At 72.9% G+C, this 25,401-nt stretch carries 27 protein-coding genes and 2 tRNA genes; 23 read left to right on the forward strand and 6 right to left on the reverse strand.

The window, feature by feature from the left end; all coding sequences use genetic code 11:
* The first annotated feature begins 130 nt into the window (after nt 1-130).
* From J116_RS23900 to J116_RS23910, 3 genes are read left to right on the forward strand one after another with little or no spacing between them, the layout of a single operon-like run.
* Nucleotides 131-1,189, forward strand: coding sequence for a chorismate-binding protein (locus tag J116_RS23900; protein ID WP_023589599.1), 1,059 nt, complete (start codon nt 131-133; stop codon nt 1,187-1,189).
* A gap of 2 nt (nt 1,190-1,191) precedes the next feature.
* On the forward strand, nt 1,192-2,004 hold the full coding sequence (locus tag J116_RS23905; RefSeq protein ID WP_023589600.1) for an aminotransferase class IV: 813 nt from the start codon (nt 1,192-1,194) through the stop codon (nt 2,002-2,004).
* A gap of 43 nt (nt 2,005-2,047) precedes the next feature.
* The gene (locus J116_RS23910) at nt 2,048-2,830 is read left to right on the forward strand and encodes a GNAT family N-acetyltransferase (RefSeq protein ID WP_023589601.1); all 783 of its coding nucleotides are present in this window, start codon (nt 2,048-2,050) and stop codon (nt 2,828-2,830) included.
* 123 nt (nt 2,831-2,953) lie between these two features.
* On the opposite strand, the gene J116_RS23915 is transcribed toward J116_RS23910, so the two are convergent.
* Nucleotides 2,954-3,478 (reverse strand): DsbA family protein, encoded by a 525-nt coding sequence (locus tag J116_RS23915; RefSeq protein ID WP_023589602.1) that lies wholly within the window; start codon nt 3,476-3,478, stop codon nt 2,954-2,956.
* Between the two features lie 226 nt (nt 3,479-3,704).
* On the opposite strand from J116_RS23915, the gene J116_RS23920 reads away from it, so the two are divergent.
* Both J116_RS23920 and J116_RS30195 read left to right on the forward strand, forming a co-directional pair.
* The gene (locus J116_RS23920; protein WP_023589603.1) at nt 3,705-4,151 is read left to right on the forward strand and encodes a hypothetical protein; all 447 of its coding nucleotides are present in this window, start codon (nt 3,705-3,707) and stop codon (nt 4,149-4,151) included.
* Nucleotides 4,152-4,309: 158 nt separating this feature from the next.
* Nucleotides 4,310-4,462: a hypothetical protein gene (locus J116_RS30195; RefSeq protein ID WP_162850456.1), complete on the forward strand. Its 153-nt coding sequence runs from the start codon at nt 4,310-4,312 to the stop codon at nt 4,460-4,462.
* A 39-nt stretch (nt 4,463-4,501) separates the two neighbouring features.
* Here the strand turns inward: J116_RS30195 and J116_RS23930 are convergent, their stop codons facing one another.
* Nucleotides 4,502-5,062, reverse strand: coding sequence for a CGNR zinc finger domain-containing protein (locus tag J116_RS23930; protein ID WP_023589605.1), 561 nt, complete (start codon nt 5,060-5,062; stop codon nt 4,502-4,504).
* A 406-nt stretch (nt 5,063-5,468) separates the two neighbouring features.
* Nucleotides 5,469-5,882, reverse strand: coding sequence for an SsgA family sporulation/cell division regulator (locus J116_RS23935; RefSeq protein WP_003959770.1), 414 nt, complete (start codon nt 5,880-5,882; stop codon nt 5,469-5,471).
* A gap of 199 nt (nt 5,883-6,081) precedes the next feature.
* On the opposite strand from J116_RS23935, the gene J116_RS23940 reads away from it, so the two are divergent.
* The 4 genes from J116_RS23940 (at nt 6,082) to J116_RS23955 (ending at nt 7,341) form a co-directional block, all read left to right on the forward strand.
* Nucleotides 6,082-6,549, forward strand: a complete 468-nt coding sequence (locus J116_RS23940) for a TIGR02611 family protein (RefSeq protein WP_023589607.1) — start codon at nt 6,082-6,084, stop codon at nt 6,547-6,549.
* A 64-nt stretch (nt 6,550-6,613) separates the two neighbouring features.
* Nucleotides 6,614-6,688 (forward strand) — tRNA-Val (locus J116_RS23945).
* A gap of 74 nt (nt 6,689-6,762) precedes the next feature.
* On the forward strand, nt 6,763-7,230 hold the full coding sequence (locus J116_RS23950; protein WP_023589608.1) for an SRPBCC family protein: 468 nt from the start codon (nt 6,763-6,765) through the stop codon (nt 7,228-7,230).
* Nucleotides 7,231-7,269: 39 nt separating this feature from the next.
* Nucleotides 7,270-7,341 (forward strand) — tRNA-Val (locus J116_RS23955).
* A gap of 155 nt (nt 7,342-7,496) precedes the next feature.
* Here the strand turns inward: J116_RS23955 and J116_RS23960 are convergent.
* Nucleotides 7,497-8,225 carry an exonuclease domain-containing protein gene (locus J116_RS23960; RefSeq protein ID WP_023589609.1) on the reverse strand — a complete coding sequence of 243 codons (729 nt, stop codon included), beginning with the start codon at nt 8,223-8,225 and terminating at the stop codon, nt 7,497-7,499.
* A gap of 150 nt (nt 8,226-8,375) precedes the next feature.
* Between J116_RS23960 and J116_RS23965 the strand changes: the two genes are divergently transcribed.
* The 4 genes from J116_RS23965 to J116_RS23980 all read left to right on the forward strand — a co-directional run bounded on the left by J116_RS23965 (nt 8,376) and on the right by J116_RS23980 (nt 12,783).
* Nucleotides 8,376-8,936, forward strand: a complete 561-nt coding sequence (locus tag J116_RS23965; RefSeq protein WP_023589610.1) for a DUF4365 domain-containing protein — start codon at nt 8,376-8,378, stop codon at nt 8,934-8,936.
* Nucleotides 8,936-10,075, forward strand: coding sequence for a hypothetical protein (locus J116_RS29975; protein ID WP_023589611.1), 1,140 nt, complete (start codon nt 8,936-8,938; stop codon nt 10,073-10,075). Before J116_RS23965 ends, J116_RS29975 begins: the two co-directional genes overlap by 1 nt.
* Before the next feature lie 101 nt (nt 10,076-10,176).
* A complete protein-coding gene (thrS, locus tag J116_RS23975) occupies nt 10,177-12,153 on the forward strand; it encodes a threonine--tRNA ligase (RefSeq protein WP_023589612.1) in 1,977 nt (658 codons plus the stop codon).
* Between the two features lie 69 nt (nt 12,154-12,222).
* Complete coding sequence (locus tag J116_RS23980) at nt 12,223-12,783, forward strand: HIT family protein (RefSeq protein ID WP_023589613.1); 561 nt, start codon at nt 12,223-12,225, stop codon at nt 12,781-12,783.
* Between the two features lie 46 nt (nt 12,784-12,829).
* Here J116_RS23980 and J116_RS23985 read toward each other — a convergent pair whose 3' ends face one another.
* Nucleotides 12,830-14,452: a hypothetical protein gene (locus tag J116_RS23985; RefSeq protein ID WP_023589614.1), complete on the reverse strand. Its 1,623-nt coding sequence runs from the start codon at nt 14,450-14,452 to the stop codon at nt 12,830-12,832.
* 196 nt (nt 14,453-14,648) lie between these two features.
* Nucleotides 14,649-16,862: an elongation factor G-like protein EF-G2 gene (locus J116_RS23990; RefSeq protein WP_023589615.1), complete on the reverse strand. Its 2,214-nt coding sequence runs from the start codon at nt 16,860-16,862 to the stop codon at nt 14,649-14,651.
* Nucleotides 16,863-17,150: 288 nt separating this feature from the next.
* Between J116_RS23990 and pgsA the strand changes: the two genes are divergently transcribed.
* The 10 genes from pgsA to ruvA all read left to right on the forward strand — a co-directional run bounded on the left by pgsA (nt 17,151) and on the right by ruvA (nt 25,346).
* Entirely contained in the window at nt 17,151-17,825 is a 675-nt protein-coding gene (gene pgsA / locus J116_RS23995; protein ID WP_023589616.1) for a phosphatidylinositol phosphate synthase, read from the forward strand.
* Nucleotides 17,822-18,730, forward strand: coding sequence for a phosphatidylinositol mannoside acyltransferase (locus J116_RS24000; RefSeq protein WP_023589617.1), 909 nt, complete (start codon nt 17,822-17,824; stop codon nt 18,728-18,730). Before pgsA ends, J116_RS24000 begins: the two co-directional genes overlap by 4 nt.
* Nucleotides 18,727-19,890, forward strand: coding sequence for a glycosyltransferase family 4 protein (locus J116_RS24005; protein ID WP_023589618.1), 1,164 nt, complete (start codon nt 18,727-18,729; stop codon nt 19,888-19,890). Before J116_RS24000 ends, J116_RS24005 begins: the two co-directional genes overlap by 4 nt.
* Nucleotides 19,891-19,902: 12 nt before the next feature.
* A complete protein-coding gene (locus J116_RS24010; RefSeq protein ID WP_023589619.1) occupies nt 19,903-20,790 on the forward strand; it encodes an N-acyl homoserine lactonase family protein in 888 nt (295 codons plus the stop codon).
* An 11-nt stretch (nt 20,791-20,801) separates the two neighbouring features.
* Nucleotides 20,802-21,344, forward strand: a complete 543-nt coding sequence (locus tag J116_RS24015) for a hypothetical protein (protein ID WP_023589620.1) — start codon at nt 20,802-20,804, stop codon at nt 21,342-21,344.
* A 299-nt stretch (nt 21,345-21,643) separates the two neighbouring features.
* Complete coding sequence (gene pdxS, locus J116_RS24020; RefSeq protein ID WP_023589621.1) at nt 21,644-22,558, forward strand: pyridoxal 5'-phosphate synthase lyase subunit PdxS; 915 nt, start codon at nt 21,644-21,646, stop codon at nt 22,556-22,558.
* Between the two features lie 5 nt (nt 22,559-22,563).
* Nucleotides 22,564-23,160: a pyridoxal 5'-phosphate synthase glutaminase subunit PdxT gene (gene pdxT, locus J116_RS24025; RefSeq protein ID WP_023589622.1), complete on the forward strand. Its 597-nt coding sequence runs from the start codon at nt 22,564-22,566 to the stop codon at nt 23,158-23,160.
* Between the two features lie 59 nt (nt 23,161-23,219).
* Complete coding sequence (locus tag J116_RS24030; RefSeq protein WP_023589623.1) at nt 23,220-23,972, forward strand: YebC/PmpR family DNA-binding transcriptional regulator; 753 nt, start codon at nt 23,220-23,222, stop codon at nt 23,970-23,972.
* Nucleotides 23,973-24,213: 241 nt separating this feature from the next.
* Nucleotides 24,214-24,744: a crossover junction endodeoxyribonuclease RuvC gene (gene ruvC / locus J116_RS24035; protein WP_028964455.1), complete on the forward strand. Its 531-nt coding sequence runs from the start codon at nt 24,214-24,216 to the stop codon at nt 24,742-24,744.
* Nucleotides 24,741-25,346 (forward strand): Holliday junction branch migration protein RuvA, encoded by a 606-nt coding sequence (ruvA, locus tag J116_RS24040; RefSeq protein ID WP_023589625.1) that lies wholly within the window; start codon nt 24,741-24,743, stop codon nt 25,344-25,346. Before ruvC ends, ruvA begins: the two co-directional genes overlap by 4 nt.
* Nucleotides 25,347-25,401: the final 55 nt, after the last annotated feature.

Consider the following 25,401-nt stretch of genomic DNA (forward strand, 5'->3'; position numbering starts at 1 on the left):
GCCCCACCGGCCGGGCCGCCTCCCCAGGGGCCCTCCAGTGCCGATCACCGACGTTGGGGCGCCGTCGGGGGCGAGGGCCGTCGCCCCCGCCCGGGCGCCCTTGCCCCCGGACCGCCCTACACTCGCATCCGTGCACGACCTCGCTCCTCTGGCTCGCTTCGGCGGGCTGCTCGCCACCGACCTGCGGGACGTCACCAGCGACCCGGAGGCCCTCGACTCCTCCGGGTTCTGGGCCGTCGCCGCCGACTTCGAGGGCCGCCTCACCTGCGCCCGCTTCGGAGACGTCCGCCCCGACCCGGTGCCCGCCCCCGTGCCCGGGCGCTGGCGCGGGCCCGGCGTGGGCGACTGGACGTCGTCGCTCGACCGCGAGGCGTACACGGCAGGGGTGCGCCGCATCCGCGAGCACATCGCGGCCGGCGAGGTCTACCAGGCGAACCTCTGCCGCGTCCTGTCCGCGCCCCTCCCGCCCGGCACGGCCGCCACCGCCGACGTGGACGGTCTCACGGCCCTGCTGGCCCGAGGCAACCCCGCCCCCTACGCAGGAACGATTCGCCTGCCCGCGCACGGCGTGGAGATAGCCACCGCGTCCCCCGAGCTGTTCCTCCGCCGCGACGGCGCCGTCATCGAGTCCGGCCCCATCAAGGGCACCGGCAGGACCGCCGAGGACCTGCTGGAGAAGGACCACGCCGAGAACGTGATGATCGTCGACCTGGTCCGCAACGACCTCGGCCGCGTCTGCGCCACCGGCAGCGTCACCGTCCCCAGGCTCTGCGCCGTCGAGGCCCACCCCGGCCTCGTCCACCTCGTCTCCACCGTGCGTGGCGAGCTCACCCCCGGCCAGGGCTGGCCCGGCCTGCTGGACGCCGCGTTCCCGCCCGGCTCCGTCACCGGCGCCCCCAAGTCCAGCGCCCTGCGGATCATCGACGCCCTGGAGACGGCGCCCCGTGGCCCGTACTGCGGCGGCATCGGCTGGGTGGACGCCGACCGCCGCACCGGCGAGCTGGCCGTCGGCATCCGCACGTTCTGGATCGACCGGCGGGAGCGGGGCGGCGTGCTGAGGTTCGGCACGGGCGCGGGCATCACCTGGGGCTCCGATCCCGAGCGGGAGTGGCAGGAGACCGAACTGAAGGCGGCGCGCCTCCTCGCGGTAGCGTCGGGCGTGTACGAGGCGAGCGGAAGGACCATCTGACGATGAAGCTGTGGGTCAACGGCGAACTGCGGGACGCGGACGCCGCGACGATCTCCGTGCTGGACCACGGCCTGACCGTGGGCGACGGCGTCTTCGAGACGCTCAAGACCGTCGACGGCAAGCCCTTCGCGCTCGACCTCCACCTCGACCGGCTCGTCCGCTCCGCGCGCGGCCTCGGCCTGCCCGACCCGGACCTGGACGAGGTGCGCCGCGCCTGCGCCGCCGTCGTCGAGGCCAACCCGGTCGCGCTCGGCCGGCTCCGCGTCACGTACACCGGCGGTGTCTCACCGCTCGGCTCCGACCGCGGCGACGCGGGCCCCAGCCTCTTCGTCGCCCTCGGCGAGGTCGCGCACCGCCCCGACACGACCGCCGTCGTCACCGTCCCCTGGACCCGCAACGAGCGCGGCGCGCTCACCGGCCTCAAGACCACGTCGTACGCGGAGAACGTCGTCGCCCTCGCCCACGCCCACCGGCAGGGCGCGTCCGAGGCGCTGTTCGCCAACACGGTCGGGCAGCTCTGCGAGGGCACCGGCTCCAACGTCTTCGTCGTCGTCGACGGCCGGGTCCACACCCCGCCGCTCGCCTCCGGCTGCCTCGCGGGCATCACCCGCCACCTCGCCATCGAGTGGACCGGCGCCCAGGAGACCGACCTCCCCATGGACGTCCTGCGCACCGCCGACGAGATCTTCCTGACGTCCACGCTCCGCGACGTCCAGGCCGTCCACCGCGTGGACGACCGCGAGCTGACCCCCGCGCCCGGCCCGGTCACCGCCAAGGCCATGCGCGTCTTCGCCGAGCGGGCCGCCCTGATGTGACCGGGTGATGGCCCGCGGCCCCGGGGTGGGTAGGTAACCGGTGATGACCACCACCCTGCGGCCGTCCGGGCCGCTCCAGCAGGCCGACGACGGCACCCGGTCGCGCTCCTACGAGGTGTGCGTCAACAGCCGCCCCGTCGGCACCGTCCGGGTCGGCACGCTCCCCGCGCCGGGAGCCCGCCCCCTCGGCACCATCAGCGGACTGCGCGTGGCCGAGGCGGACCGCGGCCGCGGCCGGGGGACCGTCGCCGCGCTCGCCGCCGAGGAGGTGCTGCGCGGCTGGCGGTGCGACCGGGTACGGATCGCCGTGCCCGCCGACGCGCCCGCGGCCCGGCGCCTCGCCACCGCCCTCGGGTACACCGAGAGCGGCCACGTTCTCGTCAAGGATTTCACCGCCCCCGCCGAGCCCGCCCCGCGGCTCCCGGCCGGTCTCGAGATCCGCCCCATGACCGGCGCCGAGGCCGCAGCCTGGATCGCCGCCGACCCGCCCCGCGCCGCCCGCCTGCCCGAAGGGCCGGCCACCGACGGCACCCGCCTGCACGTCGCCGTACGGGACGGTGTCAGGGCCGGCCACCTGTGGACCGGGTGGCGCGATCTGCCGGCCGGGGAGCGGGTGCCGTACGTGTGGGAGGTCGCCGTCGCCGAGGGCGAACGCCGCAAGGGCCACGGCCGGGCCCTGATGCGCTTCGCCGAGCAGCTCGTACGCGCCGGGGGCGGCGACCGCCTCGCCCTGCGCGTGGACCCCGGCAACGGCCCGGCCCGCGCCCTGTACGCGTCGCTCGGCTACCGGCCGCTGCTCACGGACTACGAGAAGGTCCTGTACTGACCGGGGCGGGACGGCGTCGCCGGGGCGTTCCCGGAGCGCGGGCCGGGAGCACGAGGCCGGTGTGCGGGTCCGAAGCGCGGGCCCGGAGAGCGGGTCCCGGAGCGCGGCGGTCCGGGCCGGGGATCAGTCGCCCGCGGCCAGCAGCCGGTCGGCGACCTCCTCGATACGGGCCCGCAGCCCCTCCTGGCTCTTCCCGCCGTCCAGCCGCTCGCCGCCGATGACGTACGTGGGCGTCCCGGTCACCCCGATCGCCTTGCCCTCCGCCTGGTCGGCGTCCACCGCCAGCAGGTGACGCCCGTCGATCAGGGCCGTGTCGAACTCCTCGTCGTCCAGGCCCAGTTCCCGCGCGGCCGCCAGCAGGAACACCTCGCCCTCGGCGTCCAGCTCCTCCACGCGCCCGAGCACCTCCTCCACGTACGGCCAGCCCTTGCCCTGAGCCAGGGCCTCCTCGGCGGCCTGCGCCGCGGCGTAGGCGTGCTTGTGCTTCTCCAGCGGGAAGTGGCGCAGCCGCACGTCGAGCCGGTCGCCGTAACGCTCCCGCAGGGCGCGCAGGTCCTCCAGGGCGGTCCGGCAGTCGGGGCACTGGAGCTCGCACCAGACGTCCAGGACGACGGGCCGGGCGGTGTGTTCGGTGGTGGAGTCGTTCATGGGGCCAGTCTCCCAGCCGCCCCACCGCCACCCCAACCGGGACGGCCACCGGACGCCGGTCGGTCGGCAGACCCCGGAGGCGGACCCGGAGCCGGGCCCGGACTTGTCCCCGAGACACCCCCGAGTCTTCCCGGAGATCTCCCGCCGCGCCGCGAAACCCATGGCCAGGGCACACCCCCTCGATGCAGGATGGAAGGGACGTGCACGCCCAGGGCTGGAGGACCGCATGCTTGCCGAGACGATCTGTTCCGCGGTGTCGGCGGCCGGCCTGGGCATCGCGGCGATCACCGCGTACCGCAGGCGGTTCCTCGCCGCCGCCCGCGTCGCCGCCTACGCGCTGGTGCCCCTCGGCCTCGTGCTGACCGGCGCGGTCGAGTGGCTGGCGGGCACGGCGTTCAGCCCCGCCGCGTGGGCCGGTTTCGGGCTGCTCGGCGCCTCGTGGCTGCTGTTCACCGGCACCAGGGCCGTCGAGCGGCGCAAGGGCGGGCGCGGGGAGCGCGCCACCCGCCGCGAGCGCTCCGAGCGTCGTACGGGCGCGGCGGAGCGGCCGGACGCGGTGGCCCCGGAGGCCGCCCGGCCGACGCTGGACGCGGGGCAGCGTAGTACGGGCAAGGGTGCGCCCGCCGACGACTTCAGCGAGATCGAGGCCATCCTCAAGAAGCACGGCATCTGACCGACCCACCCCTACGGGGGACACCCAAGGGTGGCGCGAGGGGTGGCGGTGGGAGGCGGGCGCGTAGCGCTCGGTCGAAGTATGCGGTGAACTGCCCCTATTTGCCGGGGCTGTTGGGTCAGGGGCGCGCCGTCCGCTGCGCCATGATCGGCCGCGAGATGCTCGATACCTCGCGGGAGCAGAACCCCGCCACCACCGAAGAACCGCGCGGCTGTCTGTTCGCGCTCTCCCAGCCACCGCTCATGATCTTCCTGACGGTGATCGGCGTCCTCCTCCTGATGGCGTCCCTGCACGACCTCTTCCTGCTGTGAGGGCCACCGTGACGAGGCTCGTGAGGGCCGCCGCCGGGGTCACCCCGCGGCCGCGTCCTTGCGCCGGGCCCGGTAGGCCGCCACATGGAGGCGGTTGCCGCAGGTCCGGCTGTCGCAGTAGCGGCGGGAGCGGTTGCGGGACAGGTCCACGAAGGCGCGGCGGCAGTCCGGGGCCTCGCAGCGGCGCAGCCGCTCGCGTTCGCCCGCCACCAGGATGAACGCGAGCGCCATGCCGCAGTCCGCGGCCAGGTGGTCGGCGACGGAGGCGCCGGGGGCGAAGTAGTGGACGTGCCAGTCGTACCCGTCGTGGTCCGTCAGCTGCGGCGTGGTGCCCGCGCCCGCCACCAGCTGGTTGATCAGCATGGCGGCCGTGCGGGCGTCCGGTGCGGCGAACACCTCGGCGAAGCGGCTCCGCACCTCCCGCACGGCCCGCAGGTCGCGGGGCCCGAGCTCGCCGACCCCGCTGACCTGGTGTCCCTCCACGAACGCGTAGAGCGACGGCACGTCCCCGAGGGTCTCGCCCCGGCCGCCCTCCGGGGCGGTGTTCATCAGGTCGACGACGGTGTCGAGGGCGATCCGGGTGTCGTGGGGGATCAGCACGCTTCCGCTCCCTGGCCTGCCGCGGGCGGGCGCCCGCCGGATTCCGTCGACTCTAGCGGCTCGGCCTCGGGCCCCCTCCGGTACGCCCGGGCGCGCGCGGACGCCCGTACCGGCGAATCCGGGCACGGGAGGACAGACAGGGGCGCGCGGTCACGGAGCGGTCATGGGCGCGCGCCACGAGCGGTCAAGGGCGCGCGGTCATGGGCGCGCGCGGCCACGGCGGGCGCCACGGGCCCGTGCGCCGGTGCGCACACGGGTACGCCGCCACCGCGACGACGCGCGATGACGGCGTACCCGTCCACCCTGTCCACCGATCCGCCGCCCGCACAGCAGGCCGAGGCCGCGGAAGGGTGTGCCGGCGCCGTCGCCCCGAGTCGGACGGCGCCGGATGGCTCCTGTGTGTCGCTCAGCTCTCCGCGAGGATGTGGGAGAGCTCGGTGTCGAGGTCGAAGTGTCGGTGTTCGGTGCCGGGCGGCACCGCCGCGTCGGTCCGCTTGAGGAACGACTCCAGGGCCCGCGCCGGGGCCTCCAGCAGCGCCTCGCCCTCCGGGGAACTGAGAGCGATGCAGACGACGCCCTGACCGTGGCTGCGGGACGGCCAGACCCTGACGTCGCCGGTGCCGGTGGGGCGGTGCAGCCCCTCGGCGAGAAGATCGCGGGCGAAGACCCACTCGACCGTCTCCTCGGCCCCGGTGTGGAAGGTGGCGTGCACGGCATACGGATCGGCCGTGTCATACCGCAGGCCCGCCGGAACAGGCAGTGAGGACTCGCTCGATACAACGAGGCGCAGGTGCAGCTCGCAGCTGACCGTGGTGTTCATAAGCGCCATGGCCTTTCGCTCAGTGTGCGCTCGGGGATTCGCACGTCGGCGAAATCGACATCCCACCTACGGTGCCGTTGTAAACCCCTCTGCCCGTTTTGAGTAGCCTTGGGTACCTCGATCGGCGGCGAGTTACCGCCGGTTATAGGTCATTTTCGGTAACCAGCCATCCGGCCGGACTTCCGGTAGGTTTGGCCTTATGCGCGCGGAGAGTGACGAGCGGGGCAGGGTCGCCCAGTCGGCGGCCGGAACGCCCGCGACGGGGGACGTGACCCATCAGACCGACCACGGAGAACGGCCGCTCGGCTCGCGGGCGCCCGACTTCGTCAAAGCCCGACGCACCCTGCACCTGAGCTGGCAGGTCGGCGTCTTCCTCATCGGCCTCGCCGTCGTCGTGATCGGCGTGATCATGCTGCCGCTGCCCGGCCCGGGCTGGTTCGTGATCTTCGCCGGCATGGCCATCTGGGCGACCGAGTTCGTCTGGGCGCAGCTCGTCCTGCGCTGGACCAAGCGCAAGGTCACCGAGGCCGCGCAGCGCGCCCTCGACCCCCGCGTCCGGCGCCGCAACATGATCCTCACCATGACCGGTCTGGTGATCGCCGGGGCGCTCGCCGCCGTGTACGTGTGGAAGTACGGCCTCGCCATGCCGTGGACGATCACCCGGTGACCCCGGCAAGCCCCCACCCTGGTCAGGGCACCCGCTGACATGCGGTAATGTTTGCGGTGCGCCCGGGCGATTAGCTCAGTGGGAGAGCGCTTCGTTCACACCGAAGAGGTCACTGGTTCGAACCCAGTATCGCCCACCACCCGGACGTAAGGCCCTGGAGACGATCTCCGGGGCCTTACGCATATCCGGCCCACTCCGCGGCAGACGTCCCCCATGGACGCGACAAGCCGCAGGGACCGCAACCGCTACAGCTTCCGCAGCTACTGGACCCTTCCCGCGCCACCGGCCGCCGTCTACGCCGCCCTGGAGCACCCCGAGCGCTACCCGCGCTGGTGGCCCCAGGTCCGCGACGCCCGCCGCGTGGACGACCGCACCATCACCCTGCGCGTCCGCTCGCTCGCCCCGTACACCCTCGCCGTCACGCTCACCGGACGCCGCCGCGACCCCGCCGCCCGCGTCCTCGAGGCCACCCTCACCGGCGACCTGGAGGGCTGGGCCCGCTGGACCCTCGCCCCCGGCAGCGGCGGCCGCACCCTCGCCCTGTACGAACAGGACGTCCACGCCCGCGCGCCCCTCCTGCGGCGCCTCGCCGTCCCCGCCCGGCCCCTCTTCCGCGCCAACCACGCCGTGATGATGCGCGCCGGACGCCGGGCCCTGGCCGCACACCTCCAAGCGGTTTGAACGAAACCCGCCAGGACCTGTATGGTTCAGTGCGTTCCCGGGCGATTAGCTCAGCGGGAGAGCGCTTCGTTCACACCGAAGAGGTCACTGGTTCGAACCCAGTATCGCCCACAGAAGAAGGCCGGTCCCTTGGCGGACCGGCCTTCGTGCGTCCCCGGCACGCGCCGCCCGCACCGCCGACGTGCCCACCACGCCGCCGAGTCGAGCCACCCGGCCGGACCCTCCCGAGAGCCCGGCCACCGCACGGCCCCCGCTCCACCGGCCGCTCAGGCCGCCGCGACCGACTGCCCCGGACGCAGCGGCCACGCCGGGTCCACCGCCTCGTCCGAACCGTTCCGCTCGAACCACGCCTGCAACCCCCGCGCCTGCGCCGCGTGCCACACCGCCTGCCGCGCGTGCAGCTCCGGGGGCGACAACTCCTCGAGCCGCGCCGCGAACCGCCGCCCCACCGCCCGTACGACCTCCAGCGCCGCCGCCGCGTCAGCCGCCGCGTCATGCGCCCCGTCCAGCGCCACCTCGTAGTGCGCGGACAGGTCCGTGAGCGTCCTGCGGCCCTTCCGGTACCGGTCCAGATGCTTGTCCAGCACCCGCGGGTCCAGCACGCACAACGACACGTTCCGCAGATACCGCCCCAGCGACGACGCCCGGTGCCGCCGCAACTCGCGGTCCAGCAGCGTCAGATCGAACGGCGCGTTCATCACCACCAGCGGCCGCCCCGCCGCGCACTGCTCCGCCAGCGCCCGGCCTATCTCGTCCATCACCGGCGCGGGCCACCGCCCGTACCGCTGAAGATGACCGTCCGTCAGGCCGTGCACCTCCGTCGCCCCGGCAGGCACCGGCACCCCCGGATTCACCAGCCACCGCGTCGTCCGGAGCCGGCCACCCTCCACGTCCTGCACCACCAGCGCCGCCGACACGATGCGGTCCCGCTCGACGTCAACTCCCGTCGTCTCCGTGTCGAATGCGGCCAGGGGTCCCTCGAACCAGCGCGCCATCCCCGAACTCCTCGCACATCACCGGCAGATGGACCGATCCCCGGCCCGAAACGGTGATACCCGGACCGTTTGCCCCGTACGCCGCCCGGTCACAACACACATGAACAGCGCGTCAAATGACGCGACCACAGCCCGGAAGGCACCAGGAGCATGGCGCTCGCCGCCCAGCCCGACCCCGGCACCCAGCACGCCCCGCCCCTCCGCGGCGCACTCGCCACCACCGCCTGCATGGAAACCCTCCAAGTCGGCTATCTGCACGCCGTGGTGGCCGCCGCCGGATGCACCCTCTCGCAGCCCTTCCCCGACAACGGCATCGACTGGCACATCAGCCACAGCGCCCCCGGCCACACCGTCGACGACGAAGTCACCATCAAGGTCCAGCTCAAGGCGACCTACCAGATCCCCCCACGACCCCCCGGCCCCGCCTTCCCGTTCACCCTCGACAACGCCCACCTCGTCAAACTCGCCCGCACCCCCGTCGCCGTCCACAAGATCCTCGTCGTCATGCTCGTCCCCCGCACCCAGGACGACTGGCTCCACGCCCGCCACGACGGCCTCGACCTGCGCCACTGCTGCTACTGGACCAACCTCGCCGGCCACCCCGTCACGGGCCGCCGCCGCACCACCGTCCGCATACCGACCACGCGCATCTTCGACGACCGAGCGCTCTGCGAGATCATGAACCGAGTAGGGGCGGGAGGCACCCCCTGATGCACCGACCGACCGGCGAACCCGCCCACACCGCCCCACCCGGCCAGCACCACATCGACGCCCGCCACATCGACCCCCGCGTCCTCGCCGCCCTCCTCCACCGCAACGGCTGGCACCGCACCGGCGGCAACCGCGGCCCCTACACCCGCTGGACCCCACCCGACCCCGGCGCCACCCCCACCAGCCTCCTCGTCCCCACCAGCCGCGCCTTCCCCGACAGCGACGACCTCCTCGCCGAAGCCCTCGCCGCACTCACCCGCACCACCACCCCCTCCGCCCGCGACATCCTCGCCGCCCTGGCCACCCCCAGCGACGAGATCCGCTGGCACCGCGCCACCGCGCCCGTCACCCACCTCCACGGCCAGACCCCCTGGGCCGCCCAGGACCAGCTGCGCACCGCCGCCCGCCAGGTCCTCCTCGCCGCCGCCCACACCCTGCACGGCCACCACGCCCTCGTCGACCACGTCCTCGTCACCACCCCGCCCGACGCCGCCCGCGCCCTCACCGCCCACGTCCCCGTCGATCCCGGCCGCCCCGTCACCGAACGCCTCCACCACGCCCTCCACGCCACCCGCGCCGCCGTCGACTACCAGCGCGCCACCGGCCGCCCCGACGCCTTCGACACCGCCGTCGCCACCGGCGCAGGACCCGAACTCACCGAAGCCCTCGTCGCCCTCGTCCACGGCACCGAAGGCGCCACCATCACCCTCGCCTGGGCCCCCGCCACCCGCGCCCCCACCGGCTGCGCCACCCGCCCCGAACCCGTCGAGTTCACCCCCGGCGACCTCCCCGCGCTCCGCCAGGCAGGCGCCCGCTACCGCCGCGCCCTGCCCTCCGTAGCCGCCCAGGTCACCGGCACGGTCGTACGCCTCCGCCGCCCCGGCCCCCACGGCCCCGGCACCGTCCGCCTGCGCGTCCTGACCGGGGCCGACGCCCCCCACCTGCGCGTCACGCTGGACGAGGACGCCTACCGCGTCGCCGTCCGGGCCCATGTCGAAGGGCTGCCCCTGCGCGTCTCCGGCCGACTGGAGAGCCGGGGCGGCCACCGCAGGCTCACCGACACCCACGACGTGGCGGTGGTCCAGGTCGACGACGCCGAGCGTGACCGGCTGCTGAAGACCCTCGACGAGGAGCGCTGACCCGGCCGCAACCGCTTCGCGAGGGGAGGGGGTGGCTCGGTACCATGCCGTATTACGCGCGCGCCCTCCCCGGGCGCACCCCCTTCAGTCAGGAGAGACCGGTGTCAGACGTCCGTGTGATCATCCAACGCGATTCCGAGCGGGAAGAGCGCGTGGTGACGACGGGCACTACGGCCGCCGACCTCTTCCCCGGCCAGCGCACCGTCGTCGCGGCCCGCGTGGACGGCGAGCTGAAGGACCTCGCGTACGAACTCAAGGACGGCGAGACCGTCGAGGGCGTCGAGATCACTTCCGAGGACGGCCTCAACATCCTGCGCCACTCCACCGCGCATGTCATGGCACAGGCCGTCCAGGAGCTCTTCCCGGAGGCCAAGCTCGGCATCGGCCCGCCGGTCAAGGACGGCTTCTACTACGACTTCGACGTCGAGAAGCCGTTCACGCCCGAGGACCTCAAGGCCATCGAGAAGAAGATGCAGGAGATCCAGAAGCGGGGCCAGAAGTTCGCCCGCCGTGTGGTCTCCGACGATGCCGCCCGCGAGGAGCTGGCGAACGAGCCGTACAAGCTGGAGCTGATCGGCCTCAAGGGGTCCGCGTCCAGCGACGACGGCGCGGACGTCGAGGTCGGCGCCGGCGAGCTGACCATCTACGACAACCTCGACGCCAAGACCGGCGAGCTGTGCTGGCGGGACCTCTGCCGGGGCCCGCACCTGCCCTCCACCCGCGCGATCCCGGCGTTCAAGCTGATGCGCAACGCCGCCGCGTACTGGCGCGGCAGCGAGAAGAACCCGATGCTCCAGCGCATCTACGGCACCGCCTGGCCGTCCAAGGACGAGCTGAAGCAGTACCTGGACTTCCTCGCCGAGGCCGAGAAGCGCGACCACCGCCGCCTCGGCTCCGAGCTGGACCTCTTCTCGATCCCCGAGCAGATCGGCTCCGGCCTCGCCGTCTTCCACCCGCGCGGCGGCATCATCCGCCGGGTCATGGAGGACTACTCGCGCAAGCGGCACGAGGAGGAGGGCTACGAGTTCGTCTACACCCCGCACGCCACCAAGGGGAAGCTCTTCGAGACCTCCGGGCACCTCGACTGGTACGCCGACGGCATGTACCCGCCCATGCAGCTCGACGAGGGCGTGGACTACTACCTGAAGCCCATGAACTGCCCGATGCACAACCTGATCTTCGACGCCCGGGGCCGCTCGTACCGCGAGCTGCCGCTGCGGCTGTTCGAGTTCGGGACCGTGTACCGGTACGAGAAGTCGGGCGTCGTCCACGGCCTGACCCGTGCCCGCGGCTTCACCCAGGACGACGCGCACATCTACTGCACCCGCGAGCAGATGGCGGAGGAGCTGGACAGGACGCTCACCTTCGTCCTGAACCTGCTGCGCGACTACGGCCTGACCGACTTCTACCTGGAGCTGTCCACCAAGGACCCGGAGAAGTTCGTCGGGTCGGACGAGGCGTGGGAGGAGGCCACCTCCGTCCTCCAGCAGGTCGCCGAGAAGCAGGGCCTGCCCCTCACCCCCGACCCGGGCGGCGCGGCCTTCTACGGACCGAAGATCTCCGTCCAGGCCCGTGACGCCATCGGCCGCACCTGGCAGATGTCCACCATCCAGCTCGACTTCAACCTCCCCGAGCGGTTTAACCTGGAGTACACGGCCGCCGACGGCACCAAGCAGCGCCCGGTCATGATCCACCGCGCGCTGTTCGGCTCGATCGAGCGGTTCTTCGCGGTCCTGCTGGAGCACTACGCGGGCGCCATGCCGCCGTGGCTGGCCCCGGTCCAGGCGGTCGGCATCCCGGTCGGGGACGCCCACGTCGAGTACCTCCAGGCCTTCGCCGCCGACGCGAGGAAGAAGGGCCTGCGGATCGAGGTGGACGCCTCCTCGGACCGTATGCAGAAGAAGATCCGCAACCACCAGAAGCTGAAGGTCCCGTTCATGATCATCGTCGGTGACGACGACATGAACGCGGGCACGGTCTCCTTCCGCTACCGCGACGGCTCGCAGGAGAACGGCATCCCCCGTGACCAGGCCATCGCGAAGCTGGCCGAGGTCGTGGAGTCACGCGTACAGGTGTGATCCGTCGAAGCAGGGGCGGTACCCGGCCGGGTACCGCCCCTCCGCGTTTCCGGGGGCCGCCGTGGTCCTATGCTGAGCCGCATGACGAATGAGCCCGAGCAGCAGATCGGAGTCGGGACGCCGGACGCGTTCCAGCGCCTGTGGACGCCCCACCGGATGGCGTACATCCAGGGGGAGAACAAGCCCACCGGCTCGGGGGCCGACGACGGCTGCCCGTTCTGCTCGATCCCGTCCAAGTCGGACGAGGACGGGCTGATCGTCGCCCGGGGCGAGAGCGTCTACGCGGTGCTGAACCTGTACCCGTACAACGGCGGCCACCTGATGATCGTCCCGTTCCGGCACGTCGCCGACTACACGGACCTCGACGCGGCCGAGACGGTGGAGCTGGCCGAGTTCACCAAGCGGGCGATGAGGGCCTTGCGCCAGGCTTCCGGAGCGCACGGCTTCAACATCGGGATGAACCAGGGCGAGGCCGCGGGTGCCGGTATCGCCGCCCACCTCCACCAGCACATCGTCCCCCGCTGGGGCGGCGACACGAACTTCATGCCGGTGATCGCGAAGACCAAGGTCCTGCCCCAGCTCCTCGCCGACACCCGCCGCATGCTCGCCGACGCCTGGCCCGCGGCCTGATCGGGCCGACCGGCTGACCGGTCGGGCTCCCGGCCAGGTCCGCCGGTCACGCGTCGTACACGTCGGCCTTCTTCGGCGCCGGGTCGGCCGTGAAGTCGCTGCCCGCGATGGCGGTCGTGTCCACGCCGTGCTCGTCGAGCATCTTGACGGTCGCGGCGTGCACGGCGCGCATCACCGGCGTGGACGCGCGGATGACGTCGTCGGCCATGAAGCGGTGCTTCCACGGGGCGTCGGCCCAGGCGTGGCGCAGGCCGAACGGCTCGGGCAGGACGAGCTTGCCGCCGAGGAAGTCGAGGACCGGCGGGAACCAGGTGAGCGGGGCGCGGACGGCGAGGCGTACGACCTCGTTGGTCTCCACGAGGGGGAGTTTGATCTCGCGGGTCTCCCAGAACCGTACGGTCTTGGAGACTTCCTTGGTCTTCGCGGCGGGCTTGGTGGTGAACAGGCCGTGGACGGGGCCGAGGGCGTGGCCCGAGACCTCGATGCGGAGGGTGTGCAGCAGGGCCGTGACGGTGACCAGCATCGTGAGGACGAGCTGGCCGTCCCAGAGGACGAACTGCACGCCGAGGTAGTGGCGGTTGCCCTTGCCGAACTGGTTCTCGTTGCAGATGCGCTGGATCTCGTGCGGCTTCACCTGGAAGTGGACGACGTCCTCGCCCTCGGGGCGGGCGACCTCCTTGGCGCCGTCGCCGACGGGGACGACGATCCAGTGGTTGACGGAGGGGGTGGGGAAGCCGCTCTTGAGGGTGCCGCGTTCGAGGAGCTTGAGCTGGTCGTGGATGGGGCGTATGACGTCCCAGGTGCGGAAGGCGTGGATCTCCTTGCCGTCGCGGGGCTTGAGCTCCTGCGCGAGGTGCCAGCCGCCCCAGCGGGTGCCCATGCCGAGTATGCCGCGTGGTCCGGCGTAGAAGACGACGTTGGAGCGCTGTTCGGCGGTGAGCTTCTCCAGGGACTGGCGGAGCTCCTCCGCGGCGGTCTCGCCGGGGTTCTGGGGGACGGCTTCGGGGATCTTGGCGGCGACGCCGCCTCCGCTGAGGAGGCCCTCCCAGCGGGCGCGGAGGTCCTTGGCGGTGGTCTCGCAAACGTGCTTGGCGAGGAACCAGCCGACGACCGGCGCGATGATCATGGCGCGGAGGTAGAGGAACAAAAAGCCGTCGAACGGCAGCTTGACCAGGACGAGCGCGGCGAGGATGCCGAAGCCGACGAGGAGTGCCGTGCCGGCCGTTCCGGCGCGCTTGTTGGCGGCTCCGGCGAGGGTGCGGCGGATCTGGAAGACGATCAGCCAGAGGAGCAGTCCCGGGAGGAAGGCGACACCGCAGAGCAGGGTGATGAGGGTGAGGCGGAGGTCGCGCTGCTTGCGGATGCGGTTGGCGGCGAGGCAGTGCTCGACGACCGGCTGGGGGTCGGTGCCGAAGGACTGGATGACGGGTTTGCGGCCGCCGCCGAGCATGCGGACGACGACGGCGCGGGAGAACGCCTCGCCGAGGTTGGGCTCGAAGAGGGAGAACTTCCCCTTCTTGACGGTGGATTCGTACCACTGGTTGTTGGCCTTGAGGATGTCCTCGACCGGACTGTCGCGGTACGCGGCGGAGGCCAGGGCGTTCGTGGCCACCGTCTGTCCGGACGAGCCCTGGAGCGGGACCTGTGCCCCGGGACCGAAACTGTCCATCGTGTCTTCCGCCCCCATCGACGCATGTGCCGCAGCCGTTGTACCCGCTCTGCGGCCTTCCCAACTGGGCGCAGGCGCACACCTGCTGAGCTGGGCTCACCAGCCTATCGGGGAGTGAGGGCGCGCGTCAGGGCGTCGGGGAAGCCGTGGGGGCCGCCCGCCGCGAGGCGGGCGGCCGGGGCGGTGGGGCCGGTGGTCAGCGGCCGGACGTGGGCTGGTTCTCCTTGCGGACCTTGTCCGCGATGTGGGGCGGCATCGGCTCGTGCCGTACGAATGTGCGGCTGAAGCGGCCGGTGCCGTGGGAGAGGGAGCGGAGATCGACGGCGTACCGGTCGATCTCGATTTCGGGGACGTCGGCGCGGACGAGGGTGCGTCCCGGTCCTGCCTGGTCGGTGCCGACGACGCGGCCGCGGCGTCCGGAGAGGTCGCTCATGACCGGGCCGACGTACTCGTCGGGGACGAGGACCTGGACTTCGGCGACGGGCTCCAGGAGGCTGACCGGCGCGTTGGCGGCGGCTTCGCGCAGGGCCAGGGCTCCGGCGGTCTGGAAGGCGGCGTCGGAGGAGTCCACGGAGTGGGCCTTGCCGTCGACCAGGGTGACGCGGATGTCCACGAGGGGGTTGCCCGCGGCGACGCCGCGGGCGGCCTGCGCGCGGACGCCCTTCTCGACGGACGGGATGAACTGGCGGGGTACGGCTCCGCCGACGACCTTGTCCACGAACTCGATGCCCGAGCCGGGCGGCAGGGGTTCGACCTGGATGTCGCAGATGGCGAACTGGCCGTGGCCGCCGGACTGCTTGACGTGGCGGCCGCGGGCGGTGGCGGGCGCGGCGAAGGTCTCGCGGAGGGCGACCTTGTGGGGTATGGCGTCGACCTGGACGCCGTAGCGGCTGCGGAGTCGTTCGAGGGCGACGTCCCTGTGGGCTTCGCCGAGGCACCACAGGACGACCTGGTGGGTGTCCTGGTTCTGCTCCAGGCGCATGGTGGGGTCCTCGGCGGCGAGCCGGGCCAGGCCCTGGGAGAGCTTGTCCTCGTCGGCCTTGCTGCGGGCCTCGATGGCGAGGGGGAGCAGCGGGTCGGGCATGCTCCACGGGGCGATGAGGAGCGGGTCGTCCTTGGCGGAGAGCGTGTCGCCGGTCTCGGCATGGGAGAGTTTGGCGACGCAGGCGAGGTCCCCGGCGACGCAGTGGTTCATCTGCCGCTGCTGCTTGCCGAAGGGGGCGAAGAGGGCGCCGACCCGTTCGTCCACGTCGTGGTCCTCGTGGCCGCGGTCGGCGAGGCCGTGTCCGGAGACGTGGACGGTGTCGTCGGGGCGGAGGGTGCCGGAGAAGACACGTACGAGGGAGATCCTGCCGACGTACGGGTCGGACGCGGTCTTGACCACCTCGGCGGCGAGGGGGCCTTCGGGGTCGCAGGTGAGGGCGGGGCGGGGGGTGCCATGGGGGGTGGTGACCTCGGGGACGGGGCGTTCCAGGGGGGTGGGGAAGCCGCGGGTGACGAGGTCGAGCAGTTCGACCGTGCCGAGGCCCTGGCTGCCGCCGGGGGCGGCGGGGGCGGCGGCGAGAACGGGGTGGAAGGTGCCGCGGGCGACGGCCTTCTCCAGGTCCGCGACGAGGGTCTTGAGGTCGATGTCCTCGCCGCCGAGGTAGCGGTCCATGAGGGTCTCGTCCTCGCTCTCGGCGATGATGCCTTCGATCAGGCGGTTGCGGGCCTCTTCGATGAGCGGGGCCTGGGTGTCGTCCGGCTCCTTCTCCTTTCGTTCACCGGTGGAGTAGTCGAAGATCTTGCGGGTGAGGAGGCCGACGAGGCCGGTGGCGGGGGCGTGTCCGTCGGGGCTCTCGGGGCCGAGGACGGGCAGGTAGAGGGGGAGGACGGCGTCGGGGTCGTCGCCGCCGAAGATCTCGCCGCAGACGCGGGTGAGCCGCTCGAAGTCGGTGCGCGCGGTGTCGAGGTGGGTGACGACGATGGCGCGGGGCATGCCGACGGCGGCGCACTCCTCCCAGATCAGACGGGTGGAGCCGGGGACGGCGTCGGCCTCCTGTGCGGCGGAGACGACGAAGAGGGCGGCGTCGGCGGCGCGCAGTCCGGCGCGGAGCTCGCCCGTGAAGTCGGCGTAGCCGGGGGCGTCCAGAAGGTTGATCTTGCAGCCGCCCCATTCGAGGGGGACGAGGGAGAGCTGCACGGACCGCTGCTGCCGGTGTTCGATCTCGTCGTGGTCGGAGAGGGTGGTGCCGTCCTCGACGCGCCCGGCCCGGTTGACGGCGCCCGCGGTGAGCGCGAGGGCCTCGACGAGGGTGGTCTTGCCCGATCCGCTGTGGCCGACCAGCACGACGTTCCTGATGGATGAGGGCTGGTCGGCCGTCGCCGCCCTGCCGGCGGCTCCGATGCGGGTGTTCGCCTTGTCGCCCATGGTTCTTCCTCCCGGTCGCTGGTGGACGGTGAGGTGGGGGGCGCGGGCGCGGGGGAGCGGGGGGTCGTGCGGGGCGGTGGCTCCGGCCCCGTCGGGTGGGCTCCGAAGGTGCCCGCGGTCGTCCTTCGAGCTTTCCACTGTGTGGGTGCGGCGTCCATACGTCCGGCATCCGCCGACGTCGGAGGGGGTCGTGCGGGTGCCCGGGGGTGGCGAGGGGCCGTGCGTGGCTACGATGGGCCAGCCGGTGGCCGAAGGGGCCGTCGGCACCACCGACCCCTCGGGAAGGCCATGCTGAACAAGTACGCGCGTGCATTCTTCACGCGTGTTCTCACACCGTTCGCCGCGTTTCTGCTCCGCCGCGGGGTGAGCCCCGACGCGGTGACGCTCGTCGGGACCGCGGGTGTCGTGGCGGGCGCGCTGGTCTTCTTTCCGCGCGGGGAGTTCTTCTGGGGCACGATCGTGATCACGCTGTTCGTGTTCTCCGACCTCGTCGACGGCAACATGGCACGTCAGGCGGGGGTCTCCAGTCGCTGGGGCGCCTTCCTCGACTCGACGCTGGACCGGGTCGCGGACGGGGCGATCTTCGGCGGGTTCGCACTGTGGTACGCGGGCGGCGGCGACGACAACGTGCTGTGCGCGGTGTCGATCTTCTGTCTGGCGAGCGGCCAGGTCGTGTCCTACACCAAGGCGCGGGGCGAGTCGATCGGGCTGCCCGTCGCGGTGAACGGCCTCGTGGAGCGCGCGGAGCGGCTGGTCGTGTCGCTGGTCGCGGCGGGCCTGGCGGGGATGCACACGTTCGGGGTGCCGGGTGTGCAGGTGCTGCTGCCGGTGGCGCTGTGGGTGGTGGCCGTGGGCAGCACGGTGACGCTGGGGCAGCGGGTGGTGACGGTACGGCGTGAGGCGGCGGAGGCCGACGCGGCGTCCGGCGGGGGTACACCGAGGGGGAGCGAGGCCACGTCATGAGCGCGGGTGAACGGCTGACGGACGCCCTGTACGGGCTGGGCTGGGCGACGGTGAGGAAGCTGCCGGAGCCGGTCGCCGCGGGGCTGGGCCGAAGGATCGCCGACACGGCGTGGAAGCGGCGCGGGCAGGGTGTGCTGCGGCTCGAGGCGAACCTGGCGCGGGTCGTGCCGGGCGCCTCGCCGGAGCGGCTGGCGGAACTGTCGCGCGCGGGGATGCGCTCGTACATGCGCTACTGGATGGAGTCGTTCCGGCTGCCGTCGTGGAGCGCGGAGCGGGTGGGCCGGTCCGTGGACATCAAGGACCTGCACCACCTGACGGACGGCCTGGCCGCCGGGAAGGGCGTGGTGCTGGCGCTGCCGCACCTGGCCAACTGGGACCTCGCCGGGGTGTGGGCCACGCGGGTGCTGGGCGTGCCGTTCACGACGGTCGCCGAGCGGCTGAAGCCGGAGTCGCTGTACGACCGGTTCGTGGCGTACCGCGAGTCGCTCGGCATGGAGGTGCTGCCGCACACGGGCGGCGCCGCGTTCGGGGCGCTGGCGCGGCGGCTGCGTGCGGGCGGCCTGGTGTGCCTGGTCGCGGACCGTGACCTTTCGGCCTCCGGGGTCGAGGTGGACTTCTTCGGGGAGCGGGCGCGGATGCCCGCCGGTCCGGCGCTGCTGGCGCAGCACACCGGGGCGCTGCTGCTGTCGGCGACGCTCTGGTACGAGGACGAGACGACGATGAGCGGCCGGGTGTACCCGCCGGTCGGGGTGCCGGAGACAGGCACGCGGGCGGAGAAGACGTCCTCGATGACGCAGGCGCTGGCGGACGCCTTCGCCGACGGAATCGCCGAGCACCCGGAGGACTGGCACATGCTGCAGCGGCTGTGGACGGCCGACCTGGACCCCGCGAAGGGGCCGAAGTGAGGATCGGCATCGTCTGCCCGTACTCCTGGGACGTGCCCGGAGGCGTCCAGTTCCATATCCGCGACCTGGCGGAGCACCTGATCCGGCTGGGCCACCATGTGTCGGTGCTGGCGCCCGCGGACGACGGGACGCCGCTGCCGCCGTACGTCGTGTCGGCGGGACGGGCCGTTCCCGTGCCGTACAACGGGTCGGTGGCGCGGCTGAACTTCGGGTTCCTGTCGGCGGCGCGGGTGCGGCGGTGGCTGCACGACGGCACGTTCGACGTGATCCACATCCATGAGCCCGCGTCCCCGTCGGTGGGCCTGCTCGCCTGCTGGGCGGCGCAGGGCCCGATCGTGGCGACGTTCCACACGTCGAACCCCAGGTCGCGGGCGATGATCGCGGCGTACCCGATCCTCCAGCCCGCGCTGGAGAAGATCAGCGCGCGCATCGCGGTGAGCGAGTACGCGCGGCGGACGCTGGTGGAGCACCTGGGCGGCGACGCGGTGGTCATCCCCAACGGCGTGGACGTGGACTTCTTCGCGCGGGCCGAGCCGAAGGCGGCGTGGCAGGGGCAGACGCTGGGGTTCATCGGCCGGATCGACGAGCCGCGCAAGGGCCTGCCGGTGCTGATGCGGGCCCTGCCGAAGATCCTCAAGGCCCGGCCCGAGGCGAGGCTGCTGGTCGCGGGGCGCGGCGACGAGGAGGAGGCCGTCGCGTCGCTGCCGGCGGAGATGCGGCAGCGCGTCGAGTTCCTCGGGATGGTCAGCGACGAGGACAAGGCGCGGCTGCTGCGCAGCGTGGACGTGTACGTGGCGCCCAACACGGGCGGCGAGAGCTTCGGGATCATCCTGGTGGAGGCGCTGTCGGCGGGCGCCCCGGTCCTCGCCAGCGACCTGGACGCGTTCGCGCAGGTACTGGACCAGGGCGCGGCAGGGGACCTGTTCGCCAACGAGGACGCGGACGCCCTCGCCGACGCGGCGATCCGGCTGCTCGGCGACGAGGAGAGGCGGGCCGGGCTGCGCGCGCGGGGCAGCGCCCATGTGCGGCGGTTCGACTGGTCGACGGTGGGCGCGGACATCCTGGCGGTGTACGAGACGGTGACGGACGGCGCGGCGTCGGTCGCGACGGACGAGCGGACGACGGGGCTGCTGGCCCGGTGGGGGCTGGGGCGCGACTGAGGGGGTTCGCCGATGGCGGGGCGTGTTTCGGTACGGCGGCTGGATCTGGGGTACTTCGTCCGGCCCGCGGAGGAGGCCGGTACGCCCTGGCCGCGTGTGGAGCCCGTGCTCGCCTACCTGGTACGGCACGAGGCGGGGCTGCTGCTGTTCGACACGGGCGTCGGGGGCGGTGACCCCGAGGCGGAGGCCCACTACCGGCCGCGCCGCCGGGACCTGCGGGAGGCGCTGGCGGCGGCCGGGGCGGAGCCGGGCGACATCGCCCTGGTGGTCAACTGCCATCTGCACTTCGACCACTGCGGCGGCAACCCGCTGCTGGCGGGCCGGACCGTCCTCGTACAGCGGCGGGAGCTGGCGGCCGCGCGCGCGGGCGGGTACACGATCGACGCGCTGGTGGACTTCCCCGGAGCGCGGTACGAGGAACTGGACGGCGAGGCGGAGGTGTGGCCGGGCGTCCATGTCGTGCCGACGCCCGGGCACACGGACGGGCACCAGTCGCTGGTCGTGTCCGGGCCGGACGGGGTGACGGTGCTGGCGGGCCAGGCGTACGACTTCGCCTCGGAGTTCGGGTCCGACGAGATGGCCCGGCGGGCGGCGCTGGACCCGGCGGGCGCCCGGGGCGGTGCCGGGGGTGGCTCGGGCGCCGGGGGCGGTGCGGGCGGTGCCGGGGGTGGCTCGGGCGCCGGGGGCGGTGCGGGCGGTGCCGGGGGTGGCTCGGGCGCCGGGGGCGGTGCGGGCGGTGCCGGGGGTGGCTCGGGGTGCGGCTCCGCAGCCGTGCCGTACCGGCCCTGGCTGGACCGGCTGGCCGGCTTCGGGCCCCGCCGGGTGGTGTTCGCGCACGACCGGTCCGTGTGGGAGGGCGCCATGCCCGCGGGCGGGGGAGCGGCCGGGGCGTCCCGGTAGCCTTTGCGCCCGTGACCGAAACGCTGATCTGGATCGCCGTCGCCCTGTTCGCGATCGGCCTGTACCTGAGCTGGACCGCGGGGCGGCTCGACCGGCTGCACGCCCGCATCGACGCCGCGCGCGCCGCGCTCGACGCGCAGCTGCTGCGGCGCGCCTCGGTCGCCCAGGAGCTGGCCACGTCGGGCATCCTCGACCCGGCGGCGTCCATCGTGCTCTACCAGGCCGCGCACGCCGCGCGGCAGGCCGAGGAGGAGCACCGGGAGGTCGCCGAGAGCGAGCTGAGCCAGGCGCTGCGGGCCGTGTTCGGCGAGCCGGAGCAGATGGAGGCCGTACGGGCGGTGCCCGGCGGGGAGGAGGCGGCCGGTGAGCTGGCCGCCGCGGTGCGCCGGGTGCCGATGGCGCGGCGCTTCCACAACGACGCGGTGCGGGCGGCACGGGCACTGCGGCGGCACCGGAAGGTGCGGTGGTTCCGGCTGGCGGGGCACGCGCCGTTCCCGATGGCGTTCGAGATGGACGACGAGCCGCCGGTCGCCCTCGCGGACCGGCCCGCCTGACACCACGGGCCACAGCCGTCGGATCGGCGCGCCCGACATCCGCCACCGCCAGCCTCGGCCCTGCGACACCCACCACCGGCCACGGCCCTAGGACCGGCGTGCCCTGACAACCACCACCGGCCACGGCCCTCGGACCGGCCCGCCGGACACCCGCCACCAGCCACAGCCGATATCCGGCCACTCCAAAACGAGCCACCGGCTCCTCATTGGCCCTTGCAGTGGACTGGTCGGCGCGTGTTTGCTGCCTGTGTTGTCCCCGGGTCGTCGTACCCGCCCCGTTTCTCCATGTGAGGTCTGACGTGTCCACCACGCCCACCACCACCCCGCAGTCCCCCGAGACCGGCACCGCGCGCGTGAAGCGCGGCATGGCCGAGCAGCTCAAGGGCGGCGTGATCATGGACGTCGTCACGCCGGAGCAGGCGAAGATCGCCGAGGACGCCGGCGCCGTCGCGGTCATGGCCCTGGAGCGGGTCCCCGCCGACATCCGCAAGGACGGCGGCGTGGCCCGCATGTCCGACCCGGACATGATCGAGGGCATCATCGACGCCGTCTCGATCCCGGTCATGGCCAAGTCCCGCATCGGCCACTTCGTCGAGGCGCAGGTCCTCCAGTCCCTCGGCGTGGACTACATCGACGAGTCCGAGGTCCTCACCCCGGCCGACGAGGTCAACCACTCCGACAAGTGGGCCTTCACCACCCCCTTCGTGTGCGGCGCCACCAACCTGGGCGAGGCCCTGCGCCGCATCGCCGAGGGCGCGGCCATGATCCGCTCCAAGGGCGAGGCCGGAACCGGTAACGTCGTCGAGGCCGTCCGCCACCTGCGCCAGATCAAGAACGAGATCGCCAGGCTGCGCGGCTACGACAACAACGAGCTGTACGCCGCCGCCAAGGAGCTGCGCGCCCCGTACGAGCTGGTCAAGGAGGTCGCCGAGCTCGGCAAGCTGCCGGTCGTGCTGTTCTCCGCCGGTGGTGTCGCCACCCCGGCCGACGCCGCGCTGATGCGCCAGCTCGGCGCCGAGGGCGTCTTCGTCGGCTCCGGCATCTTCAAGTCCGGCGACCCGGCCAAGCGCGCCGCCGCCATCGTGAAGGCCACCACCTTCTACGACGACCCGAAGATCATCGCGGACGCCTCCCGCAACCTGGGCGAGGCCATGGTCGGCATCAACTGCGACACCCTGCCCGAGGCCGAGCGCTACGCGAACCGGGGCTGGTAACACCCATGAGCAGCACCCCCGTCATCGGCGTCCTGGCCCTCCAGGGCGACGTACGGGAGCACCTGATCGCCCTGGCCGCGGCGGACGCCGTGGCCAGGCCGGTCCGGCGCCCCGAGGAGCTCGCCGAGGTGGACGGCCTGGTCATCCCGGGCGGCGAGTCCACCACGATCTCCAAGCTGGCGAACCTGTTCGGCATGATGGAGCCGCTGCGCGAGCGCGTCGCCGCCGGGCTGCCGGTCTACGGCACCTGCGCCGGCCTGATCATGCTCGCCGACAAGATCCTCGACCCGCGGTCGGGCCAGGAGACCCTGGGCGGCATCGACATGATCGTCCGCCGCAACGCCTTCGGGCGGCAGAACGAGTCCTTCGAGGCCCGCGTCGATGTCACCGGCGTCGAGGGCGGCCCCGTGGAGGGCGTCTTCATCCGCGCCCCGTGGGTCGAGTCGGTCGGCGCGTCCGCCGAGGTCCTCGCCGAGTACGACGGCCACATCGTCGCCGTACGGCAGGGCAACGCGCTCGCCACGTCCTTCCACCCGGAACTGACCGGTGACCACCGGGTGCACGCCCTCTTCGTCGAGATGGTGCGCGCCGTGGCCGCATGAGATCCCGGTAGGATCTCTGGGGTTCGTTCTGAATTTGGTTACGCGAAGGAGACAGGCAGATGTCCGGCCACTCTAAATGGGCTACGACGAAGCACAAGAAGGCCGTGATCGACGCCAAGCGCGGCAAGCTCTTCGCGAAGCTGATCAAGAACATCGAGGTCGCCGCCCGCACCGGCGGCGGTGACCCCGATGGCAATCCGACGCTCTACGACGCCATTCAGAAGGCCAAGAAGCAGTCGGTTCCGAACAAGAACATCGACTCCGCGGTCAAGCGCGGCTCCGGCCAGGAGGCCGGCGGCGCCGACTACGAGACGATCATGTACGAGGGCTACGGCCCGAACGGTGTCGCGGTGCTCATCGAGTGCCTCACCGACAACCGCAACCGCGCCGCCTCCGACGTGCGCGTCGCCATGACCCGCAACGGCGGCTCGATGGCCGACCCGGGCTCCGTCTCGTACCTCTTCAACCGCAAGGGCGTCGTCATCGTCCCCAAGGGCGACCTGACCGAGGACGACGTGCTCGGCGCGGTCCTCGACGCCGGCGCGGAGGAGGTGAACGACCTCGGCGAGACCTTCGAGGTGATCAGCGAGGCCACCGACCTGGTCGCGGTCCGCACCGCCCTCCAGGAGGCCGGCATCGACTACGAGTCGGCCGAGGCCAGCTTCGTCCCGACCATGCAGGTCGAACTGGACGAGGAAGGCGCCCGCAAGATCTTCAAGCTGATCGACGCGCTGGAGGACAGCGACGACGTGCAGAACGTCTTCGCCAACTTCGACGTCTCCGACGACGTCATGGCGAAGGTGGACGCCTGACCGGCGTGATCCGCGCCAGGTCCGGCGCGGGGCACGCCTGATCCCCGGCACGTCACGCCCGGTCACGGGCGGGGCACGCCCGATCCACGGCGGCACCGCCCGAGGCGGCACCACCGACAGAACGCGCCGACGGGCCGACGGGACACCCCCGTCGGCCCGTCGCGTTGTCAGTCCCAGCCGATAGCCTGCGGCAACATGGGGAATCGCCCGGCCGCGGCCGGGGGAGGACGAAGGAGGCCGCGTGCGCGTGCTAGGGGTGGACCCGGGGCTGACCCGGTGCGGGATCGGCGTCGTCGAGGGGGTCGCGGGGCGCCCGCTGGCCATGCTCGGCGTCGGCGTCGTCCGCACACCCGCCGACGCCGACATCGGCCACCGCCTCGTCGCCATCGAGCGCGGAATGGAGGAGTGGCTGGACGAGCACCGGCCCGAACTGGTCGCCGTGGAGCGCGTCTTCAGCCAGCACAACGTACGCACGGTGATGGGCACCGCCCAGGCCAGCGCCGTCGCCATGCTGTGCGCGTCCCGCCGCGGCATCCCCGTCGCCCTCCACACGCCCAGCGAGGTCAAGGCCGCCGTCACCGGCAGCGGCCGCGCCGACAAGGCGCAGGTCGGCGCCATGGTCACCCGTATCCTCCGGCTCGCCGCGCCGCCCAGGCCCGCCGACGCCGCCGACGCCCTCGCCCTCGCCATCTGCCACATCTGGCGCGCCCCCGCGCACAACCGCCTCCAGCAGGCGGTCGCCCAGCACGCGTTGAAAGGCCGAACCGCATGATCGCCTTCGTGACCGGCCCGGTCGCCGCCCTCGCCCCGACCACCGCAGTCATCGAGGTCGGCGGCGTCGGCATGGCCGTCCAGTGCACACCGAACACCCTGTCCACCCTGAGGATCGGTCAGGAGGCCCGCCTCCACACGTCGTTGGTCGTCCGCGAGGACTCCCTCACGCTGTACGGCTTCGCCGACGACGACGAGCGGCAGGTGTTCGAACTGCTCCAGACCGCCAGCGGCGTCGGCCCCCGCCTCGCGCAGGCCATGCTCGCCGTCCACACCCCCGACGCGCTGCGCGCCGCCGTCGCCTCGGGTGACGAGAAGGCCCTCACGGCCGTGCCCGGCATCGGCAAGAAGGGCGCGCAGAAACTGCTGTTGGAGCTGAGGGACCGGCTCGGCGCCCCGCTCGGCACGACGGCCCGGCCCGCCACCGCCGCACCCGGCTGGCGCGACCAGCTCCACGCCGCGCTCGTCGGCCTCGGCTACGCCGCCCGCGAAGCCGACGACGCCGTCACCGCCGTCACCCCGCACGCTGAGGCCGCCGACGGCGAACCGCAGATCGGCGCCCTGCTGAAGGCTGCCCTCCAGACCCTCAACCGCGCCCGCTAGCCTCCGCCGGACCCGGACCCGGACCGCGCCCGCCCGGCCAGGCCCCGCCAGGCCC

It is taken from the genome of Streptomyces thermolilacinus SPC6 (assembly GCF_000478605.2).
Taxonomy (GTDB): Bacteria; Actinomycetota; Actinomycetes; order Streptomycetales; family Streptomycetaceae; genus Streptomyces; species Streptomyces thermolilacinus.

What these genes read in the sequence shown, in the direction of transcription:
- J116_RS23905 (WP_023589600.1), top strand. Translation starts at nt 1,192, where the DNA reads ATGAAGCTGTGGGTCAACGGCGAACTGCGGGACGCGGACGCCGCGACG.
- J116_RS23910 (WP_023589601.1), top strand. Translation starts at nt 2,048, where the DNA reads ATGACCACCACCCTGCGGCCGTCCGGGCCGCTCCAGCAGGCCGACGAC.
- J116_RS23915 (WP_023589602.1), bottom strand. Translation starts at nt 3,478, where the DNA reads ATGAACGACTCCACCACCGAACACACCGCCCGGCCCGTCGTCCTGGAC.
- J116_RS23920 (WP_023589603.1), top strand. Translation starts at nt 3,705, where the DNA reads ATGCTTGCCGAGACGATCTGTTCCGCGGTGTCGGCGGCCGGCCTGGGC.
- J116_RS30195 (WP_162850456.1), top strand. Translation starts at nt 4,310, where the DNA reads ATGCTCGATACCTCGCGGGAGCAGAACCCCGCCACCACCGAAGAACCG.
- J116_RS23935 (WP_003959770.1), bottom strand. Translation starts at nt 5,882, where the DNA reads ATGAACACCACGGTCAGCTGCGAGCTGCACCTGCGCCTCGTTGTATCG.
- J116_RS23940 (WP_023589607.1), top strand. Translation starts at nt 6,082, where the DNA reads ATGCGCGCGGAGAGTGACGAGCGGGGCAGGGTCGCCCAGTCGGCGGCC.
- J116_RS23950 (WP_023589608.1), top strand. Translation starts at nt 6,763, where the DNA reads ATGGACGCGACAAGCCGCAGGGACCGCAACCGCTACAGCTTCCGCAGC.
- J116_RS23960 (WP_023589609.1), bottom strand. Translation starts at nt 8,225, where the DNA reads ATGGCGCGCTGGTTCGAGGGACCCCTGGCCGCATTCGACACGGAGACG.
- J116_RS23965 (WP_023589610.1), top strand. Translation starts at nt 8,376, where the DNA reads ATGGCGCTCGCCGCCCAGCCCGACCCCGGCACCCAGCACGCCCCGCCC.
- J116_RS29975 (WP_023589611.1), top strand. Translation starts at nt 8,936, where the DNA reads ATGCACCGACCGACCGGCGAACCCGCCCACACCGCCCCACCCGGCCAG.
- J116_RS23980 (WP_023589613.1), top strand. Translation starts at nt 12,223, where the DNA reads ATGCTGAGCCGCATGACGAATGAGCCCGAGCAGCAGATCGGAGTCGGG.
- J116_RS23985 (WP_023589614.1), bottom strand. Translation starts at nt 14,452, where the DNA reads ATGGACAGTTTCGGTCCCGGGGCACAGGTCCCGCTCCAGGGCTCGTCC.
- J116_RS23990 (WP_023589615.1), bottom strand. Translation starts at nt 16,862, where the DNA reads ATGGGCGACAAGGCGAACACCCGCATCGGAGCCGCCGGCAGGGCGGCG.
- pgsA (WP_023589616.1), top strand. Translation starts at nt 17,151, where the DNA reads ATGCTGAACAAGTACGCGCGTGCATTCTTCACGCGTGTTCTCACACCG.
- J116_RS24000 (WP_023589617.1), top strand. Translation starts at nt 17,822, where the DNA reads ATGAGCGCGGGTGAACGGCTGACGGACGCCCTGTACGGGCTGGGCTGG.
- J116_RS24010 (WP_023589619.1), top strand. Translation starts at nt 19,903, where the DNA reads ATGGCGGGGCGTGTTTCGGTACGGCGGCTGGATCTGGGGTACTTCGTC.
- pdxT (WP_023589622.1), top strand. Translation starts at nt 22,564, where the DNA reads ATGAGCAGCACCCCCGTCATCGGCGTCCTGGCCCTCCAGGGCGACGTA.
- J116_RS24030 (WP_023589623.1), top strand. Translation starts at nt 23,220, where the DNA reads ATGTCCGGCCACTCTAAATGGGCTACGACGAAGCACAAGAAGGCCGTG.
- ruvA (WP_023589625.1), top strand. Translation starts at nt 24,741, where the DNA reads ATGATCGCCTTCGTGACCGGCCCGGTCGCCGCCCTCGCCCCGACCACC.